Raw genomic sequence first — 19,699 nt, forward strand, 5'->3', positions numbered from 1 at the left:
TTAACTCAAAAAGCCTGAGCGATTAGTACAGACGACAACAATTACAAACTCAAATCAAAATACATCGGAAGAAATGGGTAATATTGAAACAGTAAAAAAAATGTATGAGCTTTTCGCTACCAGAGACAACAACGCAATTAGACAAATATTTGGCGAAAATATAAAATGGAACCAGATGAAAGGTTTTCCCGGTGGTGGACAACATATTGGAGCAGACGCAATATTTGAAAAGGTTTTTGGTGGGTTCAGACAAAATTGGACAGATTGGAAAGCAACAATTACTCGTTACATAGACAGCGGTGACGGAGTTTTTGTTATTGGTTTTTATGAAGGAACTTTTAACACAACAGGAAAATATATGAAATCTGACTTTGCCTGTGAATACAAAGTAAAAGACGGAAAAATAACCGAGTTCAATCAATATACCGACACATTTTTAATTGCACAGGCAATGGGACTAACTAAAGAGTAACAACAAACCCCGCTAAGATGGTGTTTTCTGCTATGCTGATTGACGAATATGTACTAATCGTCTCCCCAGCTAGTCCACGTCAAGTTGCTGGCACAAGTCTATGACTTCTGCCCTTCGCTTCGTTCTTCCCGTCCTTTCGAGGTACGAGAAATCTAACCTAACTGTAAGCCTGATTGCTTTTTGCAAGCAACCTAACAAGATAAATAGTTGCCTTTGTGCGGTGAGAATTCTCCTAACGTGGAAATGACGAAGGATGCAAAACCGAGATTGCAGCTTCCCGAAAGCTTATTTTTCCCTTATTTCCAATTTGGTAATGCGTTTCCGCTAACAAAAACGTATGTTGGCTGTTTATTAAGCAGTTGATTGGTTTACAACTTTAAAACATTTGAATGAATATCAATAAAATCATCACTTTAGGGGAATTGAAGAAAAGTGGTTACCAACCGAAAAGCATCAAGGAAGAGGTAAGGAAAAACCTGATTGGCAAAATAAAAAACAAGGAAAACCCCTTTACGGGCATACTTGGCTATGAGGATACCGTGATCCCCGATACCGAGCGGGCGTTGCTAAGCCGCCACAATATCCTGTTCCTTGGCTTGCGTGGGCAGGCAAAAACCAGGATGGCACGCCAAATGGTTGATTTGCTGGATGAATACATACCCATTATTGCAGGCAGCGAAGTAAATGACGATCCCCTTGCCCCATTGAGCAAATATGCAAAAGACAAAATTGCCGAGCATGGCGACGACACGCCTGTACACTGGGTGCACCGCAGCGAACGCTATGGCGAAAAGCTTGCTACACCAGATGTAAGCGTGGCAGATTTGATAGGCGATATTGACCCTATCAAGGCTGCCAACTTGCGTTTGAGCTTTGCAGACGAACAAGTGATACACTATGGCATAATCCCCCGTAGCAACCGTTGCATTTTTGTGATTAATGAACTGCCCGATTTGCAGGCACGTATCCAAGTGGCATTGTTTAACATTTTGCAGGAAGGCGATATACAAATCCGTGGCTTCAAACTGCGGATGCCTCTGGATATTTTGTTTGTGTTCACTGCCAACCCAGAGGATTATACCAATAGGGGCAGCATTGTAACGCCTTTGAAAGACAGGATTGAAAGCCAAATATTAACCCATTACCCCAAAAGCATAGAAACATCGCTAGCTATTACCGAGCAAGAAGCGGATATTTTGCCTGAGCAGGAAGACAGGGTAAGCATCAGCGACTTGGTAAAACGCTTGATAGAGCAAATAGCTTTTGAAGCCAGGAGCAATGAATATGTAGATAAAAAAAGTGGCGTAAGTGCCAGGCTTACGATAGCTGCTTACGAAAACGCCATCAGCGCAGCAGAGCGCCGTGCCATTATACACAATGAAAAGCATACGCAGGTATGGGTAAATGACTTGATGGGCATTATACCTTCTATCACGGGTAAAATAGAGTTGGTGTACGAAGGAGAGCAAGAAGGCCCCTACCAAGTAGCTGTAAACCTGCTGGAAAGGTCTATCCGTACCCAGTTTGTACAATACTTCCCCAATCCTGAACAAGCCAAGAAAAGGAAGCCTACAGGCAAGAAATCGGTGGATGAAAAAGAAGCAGAAAACCCTTACAAGCAAATAACCCGTTGGTTTGATGCGGGCAACCACCTTGATTTTTTACTGGATATGAAAGACAGCGACAAAATTGCTGCCTTATATAAAGTTGAAGGCTTGTATGGGTTTGTGAAAAAACACTTCCACGCCGCTAACGACTTAGAGAATGCTTTGTTAATGGAATTTGTTTTACACGGATTGTCTTCTTATTCTATCATAAGCAAAAAAATGATTGACGGGAAAATTGCCTTTAAAGACTTGATGGGCAGCATGATAGATTTAGGAGGCATTAATTTTAATGATGATGACGAATTGACGGAAGATGATTTTAAATAATGTAAAATTTTAGCCACAAAGGCACTAAGAAAATAGGGCACAAAAGCATAGGTTTATGTATGCCACTTCCTAAAATAGGTTAGCTAAAATTTAAACACTATTAGTACCACTATGTTGCCGATTACTACCTACCACTTTGTTTCCTTTCCGGAAAATTAAACAGCCAGCTAGTAATTATGGGAATTGTAAAAATAGAAACAGTGGCTATGGATGTCAATACATCGCCCCATACCATGGCGTGGCCTTCTGGTATAGGCAGCCCATTTGATTGCAGGCATTCAGCATCGCCCTCTATAAATTTAGAAACATTGCTACAAGGGCTAAAATGAGCATATAATGAAAATAATAATTTTGCCCCTAGCAAAGCTATCACAGCGAATGCGGAAGTTTCTAAGAAAGGGTATTTCTCCATTAGGTTTACAAAAGCCTGCGCCACAAAACGCATGGCAAGCATACCCGTGAACACGCCTAGCCAAATAATAATAATATTCTTGGAAAAAGCTACGGCGGCAAAAACATTGTCTATGGAAAAAGCCATGTCCATCAGTTCTACCAATGCCACAGTGGCCCAAAAGCTGCCCATGTAGTTGATAATTGCCCTGTATAGCCAATTGCCGCTTTTGTCAACGGCTTTCTTCCCGGTATCTTGTTGCTGCTTTTGCTTGCTACGCCACCAACCCCAAACAAGGTATAGGAGGTACCCCCCTCCCAAAGGTTTCAAAAACCAGAATTTTACTAGGAAAGTTGCAAAAAGCAATGCCAACCCCCTGAAAACATAAGCTCCTACAATACCATATTTCAACGCTTTCTTACGTTGTTCCGTTGGCAAATCCATTACCATAGTAGCCAGCACGGCTGCATTGTCAACAGAAAGCAGGCTTTCTATAACAATCAAGCTAGCCACCATCAATAGCGATGGGATGGGGTTGTCAATAATCTGCCGCAGCAATTCTTGCATCTTTTTTAACTCTTTTTGCCATTAAAAACAAGCCCGCCTGTTTGTTGCAACAAGTCGGGCTGGCTATGCAAGATAAGTAACAATGCCGAATATTACTAGAATGAATAGGTGTATATAAAACCAAAACTTAGCAACAGTGCGTAGGCGATACACACTTAAGTGGTGGCCCACCATTAATGTTTTACCTTATATAATTTAAACCCAAACATAAAAATGACAAAGTAGCAAATAATAGGCAGGTAATAGGCTTGGGCAATATCATGGTTAGCTATTAACCCCATAAAGTAAGGGAAACAAGCCCCACCAACTACACCCATAGAAATGAACGAAGATGCCTGCTGGGTATGGCTGCCCAAGTTCTTTAGGCCAAGGCTAAAAATGGTTGGGAACATGATGCTGAAAAAGAAATTAATCATAAACAATGCCCCGTAGGAAGCCCAGCCCCAGCCCTGTGCTACCAATATGCAGCAGATAATACTGCCAAATGCAAAAGCTGCCAGCAATTTGTTGGGGGCAATAAATTTCATGAGGAATGTGCCAACAAAACGCCCAATAGCCATCATAGCCATGAAGCCTGACATATAATTAGCTGCCACTTCGTCTGTAAAACCCATTACCTTATTGCCGTAATTGATAAAGAAACTCCATGTGCCAGCCTGTGCCGCCACATTGAAAAACTGTGCAATAGCCGCCCAAACAAAATGCGAGTGCTGATACAATTTCTTATTGGGTGCTGCATCCACATTCACAGCATCCAAATCAATTTCGGCAACAGAAACATGTGGGTCGATGAGGGTAGGTACTTTTATAAAGGAAAAGGCAATGGCGATGGACAAGATGAAAGCACCAAGGAATGGGTATAAAATTTTTACAGAATCTAGGTTATTGCTTTCATTGCCGCCACCTGTACGCAACATGAAATAACCCCCTATGGCTGGACCAACAATGGCCCCAACTGCATTAAAAGATTGGGCAAAATTCACCCGTTGGTCGCTCGTGCGCTGGTCGCCCAAGGATGCCGCAAAAGGGTGGGCAACCGTTTCTAGAGTTGCCATGCCACAGCCAACTATAAATAAAGCAAAACGGAACATGCCAAACGACTCAGCGTTGGCAGCAGGGATAAACAAAAAACAGCCGCCAGCAAACAGCGAGAGCCCTAAAAGCACCCCTAATTTATAGCCAAAACGCTTCATGAAAATACCTGCTGGTATGCTCATAATAAAGTATGCACCAAAAACAGATAATGGCACTAATGCAGATTGCGACTTGCTTAACCCTAATACCTTTTGGAAATGGCGAATCAATACATCGCTCATGCTGTGGCAGATACCCCACAGCATGAATAAGGAAGTAACAAATACAAACGTAACAATAAACCGTTTCTCGGTAAAAGCAGCTTTTGGGCTCATTTTTTTGAATCGTTAGAGAGTGAAAGGAAATTTTAAATTTTGTATTTTAAATTTTATATTAATCACCATATAGGCACATAGTAAGAAAAAAGAAAAATGCAATTGTTTCATTATTACAAAGGGCAACATAGGCTATTCATTATGGCTTCTTTTTTTAGAAAATCTATTTCATTTTAAAACCTATGTTGGACTTTTTTATAAGCTTGTGGCTTTTTATATTTTATAATCTATGTAGCTATGTGTCTATCTTGGGAAATTATCAACAAAGAAATAAACTTGTGTTTACTCATTCTAAGAACCTGCTTGCAGCACTGCCGACTCCATCTTGAAGCAACAGGCACCGCCAATCAACAAAGCAGCTTCCCCCAAAATGGCTCTTTCTATTTTCGGCACTTTTACCAATACTTTAGAAAGGTTGCTTATTACATCTAGCATAAACAAGTCCCAGCTAAGTGTAATGTTGCCACCTAATACCACTATATCGGGGTTTTCGCGCTGGATAAACTCGTATAAAAACCAAGACAAGGCATCACTAAATATTTTAAATGCTTTTACTGCGTTTTCATCTGTTTTTACTTTGTCTGCAATTTCTTTTACGTTTTCAGCAGTTTTGCCAGACAATTGATTATAGGTTTTTACCAAACCCCTTGTAGATACGGCTTCTTCTATTTTATCTCCTTTGTATGGAAGCACGCTTAATTCCGCATCAATGGTAACCCCATCTTTGCTAATGGCAGAGCCTAAGCCCGTGCCTAATGTAATGCCAATGGCGTTTGTAAACCCTTTAGCAGCACCACAAAATACTTCCCCTTCCAAAAAAGCAGCGGCATCGTTTTTAAACCGTATCCTTTCGCCAGTAATATGCAATTTTTTGCTCAATAGCTGCCGGATGTCCATTTCATAAAGTGCCTCGTATTTGTTGAACCCTTTTATTAAGCAAATTCCATTCTCATAGTCAAAAGGTCCAGGCATGGCTATACCAATATTATAAAAAGAATTGGGGTGGCTATCTGCCACATCTGTAACAGTGCTTGCCCAAACCGCTATAATTTCCTCTGAAGAGGCATGAGGGTTTACTTTTTTGCGCACCTGCGTGTTTTGTATATAACGGGTATTTGCCAAATCTATCAATCCCCCTGTAATGTGCGACCCCCCAATGTCTATCCCCAGCACAAATTTCTTATTCATAACCACCTATTTTAATTGTCCCAATACCTAGCTTTATCAAAAGTAACATAAAGAAGCATAAACGTTTAACTTTTTATTGAAAAAATAGGATTTTGCATGTAAAAAAGCCTCCAAAAAACCTAGCAGATAGACCTTATTATTTTTGACCCCACCCCTACCCCCACTCCAAAGCCGAGGGGAAGCCAAGCTCCGACAAAAAGCAAGAGCATGAATCTTGGCAACTTATTATTAGCGTTCTACATTTTATATAAAACAACTGTTGTTTGCGCAGGCACCTTAATGGTTTCCAACTTCCCTATTTTTTTGCCGTCAACTAGGTTGATTGCATTGGCAAATGCTTTGGGCACAACTACCTCAAATTCTTTGTCTGTGGCAGCATTCATGGCCACTATGTAATTGCCATACTGCATTTTATAAAAATTTGCCCTGCCAGCAAGTGGGTGTTCCTGCCCAGTTTTATAAGGCACATCAACAGGTATTTTGGGGATAGGCAGCTTCTGACCGGCATTTGCAAGGTGCAAGTCATCGGGATATTTAAGCCCGCCGTTGGCAAAACCCATGTTTGTATAATCTGGCACGGTAAAAAACAGGCCGCTGCTGTCAAATTTTTCTTCAATGGCTATTGTAGCCACCCTATCGTAATTCGGTGTTAAATAATGAACCTTAGCCAAATTGTTGATTGCGTGCCTAGCTCGCCAATACAAAGAGGCATATAAAATTTCTTTGCCATTTTTTATAGCTACTACCCCGTCCTGCTCGTCTGCAAAAACAAAATCGGGCTGGTCCCAGCTCATCGGCAATTTATAGTTGGTGGGCTTTTGGGCTTTTGCCATTTCATATTGATCCGGCACTTGCAGCAAGCCAATGGTTACCCGTAGCCCATTTTCCTTCATCCTTGCTTTCACCGTAGCAAAATATTGATTATCATCAAACATTTGTTGTACAAAGCCTATCAACTTAGGGTTCAAGGTAGCTGTTGCCATTTGCAATGGGCCGCCATCCCATGAAGGCCGCTGTGCGTAGGTAACATCACCGGGGTAGTGTGCATCCCTCCAGCCTACATGTGTTTCTTGGCGCATCGCCGCATATTTGTCATCGTCTAGCATAGGGTAGCGGAAATAAGAACGTGCCAAGGCAATTTTCTCTACCTGTGCTTTTATTTTCTCGTCGCCGGGTAATTCTGGTTGTGGGCGAGTAGCTTCGTATATCTCGGCACACCAGTCTATCACTTCGCCATAATTGCCTACAAAGCCCAATTCCTTCGTTAAGCCTTTTGCTGTCAATTGCCAGTAATCTGTACCCATGCTGTAGTTTGGCTTGCCATCTTCACCATCGCTGCCAGTCCATGGCTGCAAGCCTACTGCCTCGTACAGGTAGTGCAAAACATCTTTTTCGGGTATTGCATCGCTAGGGCTAATGTCCTCTAGGGCTTTATTTGCATAATAAATGCCATACAAGTCCTTTATCATGGTTTGGTTGGTGTATTGCCTTCGGCTTTTTTGGTTCAGCCCCCTGGCATACAACAGCATTTCGTTATAAGCAGCCCTTCTTGTTATTTTATTTCCAGCACCATCGCTAATGCTTTCATCTAGTTTCTTTTTAAATGGCTCGTGCAATAAATGTATAGCCTGCCCTATCATGCCTACCCCAAACCATTCTGGGTTTGGCGTGCTTGGGTCTGCAAAAGCCAATTTTGGGTTTGCTTTGTACACCTTATAAAAATCATCTATGCTATACAGCACCCTGTCGGCAAGTTCTTTATTATTGTAGCCAAAACTCCATTTTACACGATATGCTTTAGCCAATAACTGCATTTGTGGCTGGTTCAAAGGTTTTGCTCCTTTGATTAATTTATCAATTTCATTGTTTACACGTATTTTAACGGCATCCAACACCTCTGCACCGGGAAAAGGTCGCTTGGCATAAGCTGGCGGCACGCCTTGTTTTTCATCGGCAGGTGGCGTAAATGCCCCATCGGTATGGGTATATACTTTGTAAATGCCACGGGTATCTTCCACCATATCTTTTTGGTATTTGTCCCAAGTTTGGCCATAACCCCAAATCAACCCTTGGCTCCTTATTTCAAATGTTAGTTCTGTTTTGCCTTTTGTGAGGGACAATGGCAATAGCGTGGTGGTATAATAAAACCGCTCGTTGTAAAAAGGGTAGTCGCTGCCAATATCCAGCATGTCTATATCGCCTAGGTGGCGGCTGCCTATCTGTTTGTCGCCGCAAACTAGATAAAGCCTATCGTGGCTAACATCGGAACCCCAAAAACGAACGGTGATATAATTTTGCATATCAGGGTTTACCTTGATGGTAAACGACATGCTGCCGCCCTGCCAGCCCTTTTCGGGCCTAGGCAGCAAAATCCTTGCTGTTTCACCCAATCCGCCTTTTATTTCTTTGCTCAATTCACCTGAAAAATGGTGGGCTTGCTCAGAGGCTGCATTGCCCAATATTAATTCATCGGTAACGCTGTTTTTACTTACTTGCCCATTTACTTGCAAGGCTGTCCATATAAATGCAAACAATACAATTTTTTTCATGCAATTCATTTTGTTCTTTGAGTAATTGGCAAGTATGACTGAATAAAGCATAATCGTTTAATCAGAAGGGGATAAAAATATTTTTAATGATTTTATGCAATTGAGCTATATGCTTAAATGTTATCTATAATCTCTCCCTTATTTCAACTATGCTATGGGCTACAGAAACCTCAGCGAATGGGCGTATGCAATACTCCCCTACATGCAGGGTGTTTTTGCCAATTTAAACCTAGAAGGTAGGCTGTTCAGAATAGGCATAAACATCTTCGTACAGTTTTAAGCGAAGGTTTAACCACAAAGGACACAAAGTTTTTCGCAAAGAAGCACAAAGGATGCTCCCTTTTAGGTAAAACGTTTCACTTGCCCCCACCCCCCTAAAGTGGGCAAAGAAAACACAAAGAATGTTGCAGCTGGAATACTAAACAGTAAATGTACTTATGCGTAGAGTAGCTGAAAACCGTACGAAAACACTTCCTAGATTCTGAACAGCCTACCTAGAAGGTTTCCTAAAACCTTCTAGGTTTAAATTGGCAGAGGCTTTGAAACAACCATTTGAACATCACTTACTAATCCGAGTGCCTAACCTTTACTGGTTTCAGTTCTTCAAACACATCAACTGGCAAAATATTGCCGTCTTTATCAAACCGCATAGGGGAGATGCAGGTTTCACGATGGTAGCCATTGCCACCCGGGATTTTAAATCGGTGATAGGCAATGTACCACTCGTCTTTTCCAGGAATTTTAACTACAGAATGATGCCCTGCGCCTTTTACAACGCCCATGCCTTTTAAAACAGGATTGTTCATTGCATTTACAAAAGGGCCCAAAGCAGAGTCGGATGTAGCGTAACATACAGAATACCTTGGGTCCCGGGTGTCATATTCAGACCACATCAGGTAATACTTCCCTTTCCTTTTAAATACAAACGGCCCTTCATTGTAGCCAGTTGGCTTGATGGTGATTACATTTTTTACGTCAAACGAAATCATGTCGTCTGCTAGTTTTACCATGTTGCAATTCCCTTGGCCAAAGTACAAATAGGCACTGCCATTATCATCCACCAAAACCATTGGGTCTATCATTTGCCCACGAAACATCCCTTTTCTAACCAGTGCTTTTCCAAGCGGGTCTTTAAAAAGCCCCGTTGGGTTGTCTGAAACCGCTACCCCAATACTGCCCTCAGCAGCAAAATAGTAATAATATTTCCCATTCTTGTAGGCGATTGCGGGTGCCCATGCTTTCTCTTTTGCCCAAGTAAGGTCCTTGGGAAAATCCAGTATCACGCTTTCATACTTCCATTTTACCAAATCCTTTGACGACCAGCAAGTGAAACTTGGGGACTTCCACCCCGCAATGCCGTCTGTAGTTGGATAGAGATAAAACTTTTTTCCAAAAACAGCAATATGCGGGTCGGCATAAAAACCAGGCAACACTGCTGGTGGCGCATGTAGCGTATCGGTTTGGCAATAGGCAATTCCTGAGAACAGGCATACAGTTAATAGCAACAAGAGGCGATGTTTCATATTTTTTAGGTTTTCTTTTTTGCACAATTAAAGGCAAAGCCTTGCTATTAATACGGATGATTAAATAATGGACATGATATAATGATGTTATGATATAAATACATGCAAACCTTTGCTTCTGCTGCTAGATTATATAATTTGTACAACTCATTTATTAGAATTTTGCAACCACTTGTTTCCCATTGTAAACAATTACCTTATCGTACTTGGCACTACTATTGGTGCCAAGCACATTTTTCTCATTCACCAAAACAATATTGAATTTTCTTGATGCCAACATACCATTAAAACTACCTTTTCTATCGCTTATGGTTAACGTTTTTGAGGTATTGGTCCAATGAAAAGCAATTTCTGTATAGCTGCCTTTTTCGTAATTATAGTTGTTGTTTTCATCTTCATATAAAACAAAGTCTGCATCTGCATCAGGGTAAACCCTTATTTCCAAGTCATCCCATTTTTTTTCCTCGGCAAACTGCACTTTTGGGCCCCATGGAATAATAGAACCTGCTTTTACATATAAGGGTAATATATTCATTGGTGTGGGTTTTTCAATGGTTTGGCCGCCATGAACAGATACTCCAGTCCAAAAGTCAACCCAATTAGTACCTTCTGGCAGGTAAACAGCTTGTTTTTTTGTGCCTTTTTCAGTAACTGGCGTTACTAATATTGATTTACCATAGAGGTACTCGTTATCTATGGCATACACTTTTTTATCTTTTGCATAATCCATAAATAAAGCACGCATAATGGAACCTGAATGACTGGTTACTTGCCATGCGGTAGCATACAAATAAGGCAACAAACTATAACGGAGGTTGATGAATTTTTCCTGTATATCAAAAATAGAATCACCACGTTGGCCAAACTGGTAAATTTCGCGGGGAACAGCGGTGCCATGCGACCGCATCATGGGGGTAAAGGCACCAAACTGTAGCCAACGTGTATATAATTCCTGAAAAGCGGGGTTCCTAGCACCACCATCTTTCACAAAAGCACCTGCAAAAAAACCACCAATATCGGTGTTCCAATAAGGGATGCCACACAATGAAAAACTTAACCCAGCTGCTATCTGCTTGCGGAATGTTTGCCAATCTGAATGGATATCGCCACTCCAAGTATTGGCAGCATAACGTTGTTGCCCTGCAAAGGCCGAGCGAGTTAAAATTGCAACCCTTTTTGCATCGGTTGTTTGGCGTTGATGATCGTACACGCCACCTACATGCTGCAATGGGAATGCATTGCGCACACTACGGAATGTTCCCAAATAAGTGGGCAAATCAAAATCGCTTTCTTTCAAGTACACATGATCTGGTTCTGAAGAGTCTAACCACCAAGCATCGGAACTTAATGAAAAAATGCCTCTATTCATATAGCCCCAATAAATATCCCTTGCCGATGGATTGTACACGTCATAAGGCCTGGAACCACTTTTGGGTGGCCATGTTTCAAAATCAATTAGCATGTTTTTTTGCTTAAACTCGGCAAACTGTTTGGTTTCAACACCAAAGCCAGGCCAGCCTACAATAAAAATATGTGCATTCATTTGGTGTACACTATCTATCATTGCCTTAGGCTCTGGGAAAGTGGTTGCATCAAAGCTCATGGCATTCCAATTGTCATTCTTGCCCCAATATTGCCAATCTTGTATAATGCCATCTAATGGCACTTTAAGGCTGCGGTATTTTTTTACCACATCTACCAACTCAAATTGTGTTTTATAACGCTCCCGCGATTGGTTAAAACCATATACCCACAAAGGCATCAACGGTGCTTGGCCTGTTAAATCACGCATTTGTGCCACCGTGCCATCACCACTACCCCCATATAAGAAATAGTAATCGGCACAATCGCCCACTTCCGAATCGAAAGAAGTTTCTTGCAGGTTATCTAAAAAAGTGGTGGGCGAATAATTATCCCAAAAAACGCCATATCCTTTTACAGATTGAAAAAAAGGAATGCACACTTTCCTATTGTCTTGACGCAAATAAACCTTTTGAAAACGTTGGCTCATTTTACCATTTTGCTGTTGCCCCAAACCATAAATTACTTCATCTTTATCTAAAAAGAAAGCTTGCCTCACCATAAAAGACTGTTTTGAAGCATCTTTTACAGGTGTAAATTGTGTGCCATAATCCTTTTCACTGAAAAGCGGATTTCCCAACAAATCGTTGAATACAACCTTTCCTGTTACCAGGTTCACATTTACTTGCATTGCATTGCTTTTCAACTCAGCAACCTCACCTTGTTGGGTAATACCAATATCAATGGCTTCGGGGGTTTTAATAACAGAAAGGCTTGCTTTTTTATACTCAAACCCAATTGGAGATTTTATCACACGGACAATTTTAGGGCTTAAAAACTGTATTTCTATGTTAAGCCCATCACTGGTTGATTTTACACCATTGCTTGTTTTTGTAAAACTTTGTGCAAATGAAATTTGATAAAAAAGTACGAAGAAAATGAAGCAGTTTTTTTTCATGTTTAAATTAACTGTTTTTTTAATAAACTCGCACATTAACCTCTTGCATTTATTAACAGGAATCCTTATATATAAAACTGGTTGCACATCACTAATAGACTTTTCATAAAGTCATTCCTTTATCCTTGCATGGCATTGCCATTGTCATTTATAAAGTTTTCAGTAAACTGTTTTTTCTAACTTTATCTGCCCCCTTATCTCGCCTTTGCTAAAAGCCCTTGAGCAAAGGACCACATAACATTTACCAGATTTTAAATAGGCCAACTCAGTTGCTGACAACGTATTTACTTGTAAGTAGAATCCACGACTATTCTCCCTCTTATTTCGCCATTTTTATTTAACCTAGTACTTAGCACTATGTAAGTGCGGTTATTTTTTAGGTTATCTACTTCAGTGTCAGACAAGGCAGAAAGCCCAGTAATATACCCTGAGATGCTATCTGTTTGCCTTCTATCGGAGGAAACTGCAGTACTGTTGAAAAGGTTTCGGGTTACTAATCCTAGCGTATTGCTATCGGCAGGGGCACCCCCATACAAGTTAATGGAACTAACAGAACTATCTAACCCAGTCCAAGTAATATCATAGTTTAACATCTTTAGGCTTGCATCATAAATGCCCTCAAAATGCCCTACACCATTTGTGGACAAGGGTAGCACAGCACTGTCTTGCTGAATAGTTGCTACCAATTTGTAAAGCCCATAATTTATATATGGGGTAGGGACTGGCTTTTTGCATGCATTTATCATCATGAGTGCAATGGCACCAAACATAAAAGCAACTATTTTATATATTTCTTTTTTCATAGTAGATTCAAATAAAAAATTAAACATTAAAGCAGCAATACATATTCCTTGCGCTACTGGGGAAGTTCATTAAAACTAGCTAATTCACGACAATTATATCTATTGGACGAACCACCTCTGCACTCTTGTTGGCATCAACATTATAGGCAACAAATACCACATGGTAAGTGCCAGCTTTTTTAAAAATGTATTTGAATTGAGCAAGCCTTGCCGAGATAAATTTCACTTTAATTGGGAGGTCTGCCGAAATAGTGGATACTTTAAAAGGCCGGGAAATCATCCAGTCTTCATTTGGCAAACTTCCTATGGCAGGGGCATTGAAGGCGATAGGGTCATTAAGAAAAACCCATTTGTTGCTGGCGTCTAAAATGCTCACACTTGAAAAACCCCCAGAACTAAAATTACTTGCAATAGTAACAGTAGTATCTGGGAAATATGTTTTTAAAGAGAACCCATTAACTGCCCATTTTCTAGCTACAGCAGTAGCAGTAGCCGAATCTGAAACATACCTGAAAGCCACATAAAAAGGAGCATTCGCAAAGCCTTCCAGATGTATTTTCCCAGAAAATTTATTTGCAGTGTCCTTGGAAATAGGCACAGTATCCAATTTGACCCAAGTGGCATTTTTGATGCTAGTTGCATTTAAAGTGCCATTGAAGTTTTGGGAAATAAAGAATGAAAGATTGTTTACAGAATCTGCTTGGCTGCTAGCAAGTCTAAGTGTTGACACTGAATTAAAAGACAACAAGGTAGAATCAGGTGTTGCCATGGTTCTATTCGCATAGATATACAGGTGATTTTGCTCACCAGAATACATCGAAATTTCATCGGGGTTTCCTTTAAAACTAAAAGTAACTGTGTCATTTGCATGATAAACCGAAGAGTCGGCAAATACCTGAAAATCAGATGGCTCTTTTATCCTCACTTTATTGCAAGCAAACAAAAGAAAAACAAAGAAAAATAGAATCAGCACATTTTTCATGAATTAATAAATTAATGGTAAAAAACTAGTACCCGGGGTTTTGGGTCATTTTTTTGTTATAGAGCAAATCATTAATTGGGATTGGCCAAAACCAATCTTTGTCTGAAATTGACAAAACAGGATATAGCGGCGTAGCATCACCATTTACTTTCAACTCCCTGCTCAAATTGGCTGCGGGTATACGTGCATATCTTGGGTCTGTGGTATTTTTCCCTGCTATGTCTAAAGCCAAACTTTTGATAGTGGGTATCAATATGCCCCAACGCTTCAAATCTTGCAGGCGCAAAGCCTCGTAACACAATTCCCTCATTCTTTCTTCCCTCACTTTTTGCCTAAACACTTCCTTGGAAAGCCCAGGCTGCAAATCCACTTGCGGTTGCCCACTCGGATACACATAAACAGTAGCGGCATTGCCAGCATAAGTAAAAACAGCACCTGTAGTAGCAGCAGAAGAAGACCCAGAAGTGTTGGTTGGTGGCACTAAAGTAGTAGTGCCAGCAGTTGTAACGGTGTAAAGCAGTTTATTGGCAGGGTTCACAATCTGCGTACCACGTTGATAAAATGTGCTTGCCACCCACGAAATACCCACATAAATGGCTTGCCTATTACTTGCAGGAAAACCAGCACCTGCAGATTCTAAGAGTACAGAGGAAACTTTGCCTCCGTTAAAACTGGCCTTGTAAGCAAACCCGTTCGGCGCAGTAAATCTTATTGGGGTAAAATTTGTATAGCCAGAACCACCATTTGCCAATAAAATGCTGTCGGCAATGGGCGTGTCAGACATACTCCTTTCCCTCACTTCATTGATGGCATTATAAGCTAATTGGGTGGGTGCTGCATTGGCTGGGTTTTCGTTTTCGGCTTCTGCCAGCATTAATAACACATCTGAATAGCGAAGCAAAGGAAAATTGACACTGGAAGAGTTTTGTGTAGCCCTGCTGCCGGGGGTTTCGTTTTCCCTTCTCCATTTGGCGGGCTGCCTAAGCCAATAAATATTATTGGCCAATGGGGTTTTCACAGCATTTGCATAAGTGAAATTAGCACAATTCCATTCCCTTCTATAATCGCCGTTTTCGTATGTAAAATACAATCGTGGGTGCATTTTTCCGTATCCATAGCAATACCCACTATCGGTGTTGGCAGTTTGGCCAATGCCAAAATAAACCCCTATCGTTCCTGATGAAGTGATGGCTCCTTGGACCCCGCTTTGGTTGTAGCCCACTTCCCACATAGTTTCTTTATTGTATTTATTTTGTCCTTCGTCAACAAATACTTGCGCATACGAAGGCAGCAAATAATTATATCCTGCGTTTTTTACTTTCAAAGCCCAATAAGCGGCATCTGCATACCGCTTGGTATCAAAGAAAGTTTGATTTGCTTGATAGTATCCCGCCGCAAATAAACAAACACGGGCTAGCATTCCTTCCACAACAGTATTGGTTACCCGTTCAGAATAAGTGAATGTGCTAGGTGTCTGGTCATAAAGCATACTGTCAGCAGTTGCCATATCTGCAATTATTTGGTCATACACTTGTTTCACCGGCGTTCTTGCAATCTGCCCTTCTTCGGGTGTTTGAATAGTGTGCAATTGCAACGGCACATCGCCCCACCATTGTGCTAACAGAAAATAATAGTAGCTTCTAAGAAACAAAGCCTCTCCCTTTGCCCTGCGTACAACGCCAGCATCCACTTTGCCTGCTGAGGAAGAATCAATGTTATCTAACAAGGAATTTGCATTATTTATTCCTTGGTAACAAGCAATCCATACATTGGCAATATCTGGATCGGTAGAAATGTTGTTGTAATAAGTATATGGTGCAGACTGGTTGTAGAAATAAGATTCATCTGTGGCAATAGTCATCCATTGTGTATAAAATTTAGCATACATCCCATTGCCTCTTAAGAAGGAATAAATGCCATTAACTGCCGCTTTAATTTGTGTAGTATTGGTGTACGATTGTATCGGTGTTAGCGAATCAGTAGCTTGCAAATCCAATATTTTCTTGCACGAAGTGAGTAACGTGAGGGTAAAAACAAGTAACAATAGTATCCTTTTCATGAATGACATGATTTAATAATTTATAAAAACTTAGAACTTAACATTTACGCCAAACGTAACCACTTTTGTTCTTGGGTAGGGCGAAAAATCAAATCCAGGGGTTAGGTTATTGCCAGAAAGGGTGGACACTTCGGGGTCAGTGCCAGTGTAGTGCGTGAACGTAAAGAGATTTTGAGCAGATAAATACATCCGCACACTGCTTATTCCTATTCTTCTTATAATATTAGATGGGATAGTATAGCCGAATGCCACTGTTTTTACCCTTAGATAAGATCCATCCTCAATAATTCGGGAAGTATATTGCCTTGTACCCCCAGTTTGTGCATTCACCCTGTAGTAGTCATTGCTAGGGTTAGTGGGTGTCCATCTATTGGCATAAGTAGCAAACATATTGTTATTGATATTCCCCGTTTTGGGGTCTGATGTAGCAGGCCCAGAATTGCCTCCCTCAAACTTCATCCTATTTGCATTCATAATTTGGTTGCCATAAGACCATTGCATAAAAATATTTAAATCAAAATCTTTATAGATAAAATTGTTGGTAACCCCTCCAAAATGAATTGGGTAAGGGTTGCCAATAACAGTATAATCACTTGGTTTGCTAGGTGTATTGTCAATAATGCCATCGTGGTTCAAATCTTTAAATTTGGGATCCCCTGGCTGCACTACCAAAGCAGGGTTAGAATTTGGAGCAGCAATGCTGTTTGGAGAAGCATAATAAGGAATATTTTCCTTTAGCACATAAAAAAAACCATTAGTGCCATTGGGCAATTTATAAAAATCGCTGTATTGATAGTTGCCATCAGATACCAAACCAAAAAATTGCGCTGCCGGTTTACCTACCTTGGCAATAAAATTGGGGAAATTATCTACAGAGGCATCATAAGACCTTGCAGTTAAAATAGCCTCTTGGTTGTCCACTAGGCTTAGGATCCTATTTTTGTTAAAAGAAATATTGAAACTACTTGTCCATTTAAAGTTCTTTTTGGTAACATTCACAGTGCTTATCGACAACTCCAAACCTTCATTTCTCAAAGAACCAATATTTTCATATATCCTTGCATACCCGGTACTGTAAGCAACATTGGCATTAGAAAGCATGTTTTTAGTAAGCTTTCTATAATAATCCATTTCCACGTTTATTTTCCCTTCTAAAAAGGAAACGTCTAAACCAAAGTCATTCTGCACAATGGTTTCCCACTTCAAATTTGGATTATTACCAGATGTAGCAATAATACCATTCAAAGTTGCTTCATTCATAGAAACTGTACCCCCAGTATTTAACAAGGCTTCGTAAGCCGTATTGGGCACACGATTATTGCCAGTTACACCAAGGCTCATCCGAAACTTGGCATCGGAAATATACTTAAATCGTCTCATGAAATTTTCATTCCCAAAATTCCAAGCAAATGCCCCCGATTCAAAGTAGCCCCATCGCCTGTTAGGGGCAAATTTGGAGGAACCATCTGCCCTCATGGAAAACGTAAATAAATAATTGCGCATTAAACTGTAGTTAACCCTGCCCAAATAAGATACCAAGCCATAATGGCCCGATGGCGATGATACTTTATTGGCAATCCCTTGCCCAAGGCCTTTAATACCTAATGATTCGTTGGGCAAATTTGTAGCAAGAATTCCTGTGCCACCTGTATTATTGATTTGCCATGTATATCCGATTACAGCATTTATCAAATGGTTTTGATTTATCTTTTTGGCATAAGACAATGTATTTTCATTTACTAAATTATTGTTTTGTGCATTATTTACAGACCCACTTAGCCCATATTGCTTGCCTGTGTTTGTATAAGGGCTTCCAGAAGCAGTATTAGAGTTATTAAAATTCTCTGATTTTGTACTCAACAAGCTAATGCCTATGGTAGAGCGGAATATCAATTCGTCAGTAAATTTATAATTCAAGTAGCCATTGGCACTAAGGTGGTTGGTGTAATTGTTAGTATTGGTGTTCAATGTGCCAATATAAGGGTTGATCCTATTGTCGGCTATTCCAAAATCGAGTGAGGTTAAGTCAATAAGGTTATCTACGAAGTTGTCGTTCAGCGCATTGGCATAGGATACAGGGCGATAAGACCAAAGCGATGTCATAAAATTGAACTGTGAACTATTGACTACTGAATTAATCGGAGTGTTTTGACCACTTGGTGTTACACCATAACTGTTCGTGTAAGCATAGTTTACATTTGTGCCAATTTTTAATTTAGGGTTAATTTCTTGGTCAATAGTAATTCTCGATTGGTATCGCCAAAACCCACTGTTCAGAATTAGGCCTTTCAAATCTGTATAAGACCCAGAAATGGTATAAGCCGTTTTATTGGCTTTGCTAGATACTGACAAGTAATGATTCTGAAAAATGGGGCTTTTATTGAATGTTAAATCTTGCCAATTTACACCTGGCACATTTTTATAAGATTCTTGCGTTTTGCCGCTGTTGAAATAAGCAAGGTTGGCCCAGGCAGGGTTGATGTCGTTTTGAAGCTTCACATATTCATAAGGGTTCATCAGTTCCATCTTCTTAATTACTTTTTGTGAGCCATAGTAGCTATTGTAATCTATCACAGGTGTGGGTGCCTTGCCCCTTCTTGTGGTTACAATAATTACACCGTTTGCCCCCCGTGCACCATAAATTGCAGTGGAAGAAGCGTCTTTTAGTACTTCAATAGATTCTATTTCAGCAGGGTTAATAGAATTAAAATTGCCATCTTCCTGTGGAAAACCATCCACCACATACAAGGGCGATGAAGATTGCGTAACAGAACCTACACCACGAATTACTATTTCTGCATTAGCACCTGGCTGCCCATCATTTGAAGTTACCTGCACACCTGCCACCCTGCCACCTAAGGCATCATCAAACGATTTTACAGATGCCTTTTGCAAGTCTTCCATGTTTACCCGCCCTATACTGCCTGTTAAGTCTTTTTTTCTCACAGTGCCATAGCCTATATTCACAACCACTACTTCGTCTAATTTAGATGTATATGATTGCAACTTAATTACGGGGTTCAAGTTGTTCCCGACCTCTATTTCTTTTTCTCCAAATCCCACAGAGAGAAATGTCAACTTGGGGTTTTTAATGTTTGCAAGGATTTTTATCGTAAAAGCACCCAGTTTGTTGGTAGCGGTTGAAACGGTAGTACCTTTCAATTTCACGGTTAAGCTTTCTATCGGGTTGCCAGCCGAGTCTATCACTTTCCCTTTTACAATCACAGGTGCCTGCCCCTCTTGTGCTTTGCCTAAATAGCACAAGAGCATTAAACAAACGGGCAAAACGAACAAAAAAAACATTTTTTTCAACTGTTTTATCATAACACCACTGCTCATATAG

General features: G+C 40.5%; 13 protein-coding genes. 2 read left to right on the top strand and 11 right to left on the bottom strand.

The features are described from left to right. Positions 1–73: 73 nt before the first annotated feature. Complete coding sequence (locus ACHFIY_RS00005) at positions 74–472, top strand: nuclear transport factor 2 family protein (protein ID WP_410843978.1); 399 nt, start codon at positions 74–76, stop codon at positions 470–472. 389 nt (positions 473–861) lie between these two features. Next, positions 862–2,406, top strand: a complete 1,545-nt coding sequence (locus tag ACHFIY_RS00010) for a magnesium chelatase (RefSeq protein WP_410843979.1) — start codon at positions 862–864, stop codon at positions 2,404–2,406. 124 nt (positions 2,407–2,530) lie between these two features. Here the strand turns inward: ACHFIY_RS00010 and ACHFIY_RS00015 are convergent, their stop codons facing one another. From ACHFIY_RS00015 to ACHFIY_RS00065, 11 genes are all read right to left on the bottom strand, one after another. After that, entirely contained in the window at positions 2,531–3,364 is an 834-nt protein-coding gene (locus ACHFIY_RS00015; protein WP_410843980.1) for a TerC family protein, read from the bottom strand. A gap of 173 nt (positions 3,365–3,537) precedes the next feature. Further along, positions 3,538–4,773 (bottom strand): L-fucose:H+ symporter permease, encoded by a 1,236-nt coding sequence (fucP, locus tag ACHFIY_RS00020; protein ID WP_410843981.1) that lies wholly within the window; start codon positions 4,771–4,773, stop codon positions 3,538–3,540. Between the two features lie 291 nt (positions 4,774–5,064). Continuing rightward, the gene (locus tag ACHFIY_RS00025; protein WP_410843982.1) at positions 5,065–5,961 is read right to left on the bottom strand and encodes an ROK family protein; all 897 of its coding nucleotides are present in this window, start codon (positions 5,959–5,961) and stop codon (positions 5,065–5,067) included. Between the two features lie 236 nt (positions 5,962–6,197). Then, complete coding sequence (locus ACHFIY_RS00030) at positions 6,198–8,510, bottom strand: hypothetical protein (RefSeq protein ID WP_410843983.1); 2,313 nt, start codon at positions 8,508–8,510, stop codon at positions 6,198–6,200. Positions 8,511–9,076: 566 nt separating this feature from the next. Further along, complete coding sequence (locus ACHFIY_RS00035; RefSeq protein WP_410843984.1) at positions 9,077–10,033, bottom strand: family 43 glycosylhydrolase; 957 nt, start codon at positions 10,031–10,033, stop codon at positions 9,077–9,079. Between the two features lie 154 nt (positions 10,034–10,187). Then, positions 10,188–12,512 (bottom strand): glycoside hydrolase family 31 protein, encoded by a 2,325-nt coding sequence (locus ACHFIY_RS00040; protein WP_410843985.1) that lies wholly within the window; start codon positions 12,510–12,512, stop codon positions 10,188–10,190. A gap of 159 nt (positions 12,513–12,671) precedes the next feature. Beyond that, the gene (locus ACHFIY_RS00045; protein ID WP_410843986.1) at positions 12,672–12,791 is read right to left on the bottom strand and encodes a CHRD domain-containing protein; all 120 of its coding nucleotides are present in this window, start codon (positions 12,789–12,791) and stop codon (positions 12,672–12,674) included. Between the two features lie 5 nt (positions 12,792–12,796). Further along, positions 12,797–13,315 carry a CHRD domain-containing protein gene (locus ACHFIY_RS00050; RefSeq protein WP_410843987.1) on the bottom strand — a complete coding sequence of 173 codons (519 nt, stop codon included), beginning with the start codon at positions 13,313–13,315 and terminating at the stop codon, positions 12,797–12,799. A gap of 79 nt (positions 13,316–13,394) precedes the next feature. Continuing rightward, complete coding sequence (locus tag ACHFIY_RS00055) at positions 13,395–14,297, bottom strand: DUF5017 domain-containing protein (protein ID WP_410843988.1); 903 nt, start codon at positions 14,295–14,297, stop codon at positions 13,395–13,397. Positions 14,298–14,322: 25 nt separating this feature from the next. After that, entirely contained in the window at positions 14,323–16,356 is a 2,034-nt protein-coding gene (locus ACHFIY_RS00060; protein WP_410843989.1) for a RagB/SusD family nutrient uptake outer membrane protein, read from the bottom strand. A gap of 30 nt (positions 16,357–16,386) precedes the next feature. Continuing rightward, positions 16,387–19,695: a SusC/RagA family TonB-linked outer membrane protein gene (locus tag ACHFIY_RS00065; RefSeq protein WP_410843990.1), complete on the bottom strand. Its 3,309-nt coding sequence runs from the start codon at positions 19,693–19,695 to the stop codon at positions 16,387–16,389. Positions 19,696–19,699: the final 4 nt, after the last annotated feature.

This window comes from Parasediminibacterium schistidii (assembly GCF_046546515.1).
Lineage (GTDB): Bacteria > Bacteroidota > Bacteroidia > Chitinophagales > Chitinophagaceae > Parasediminibacterium.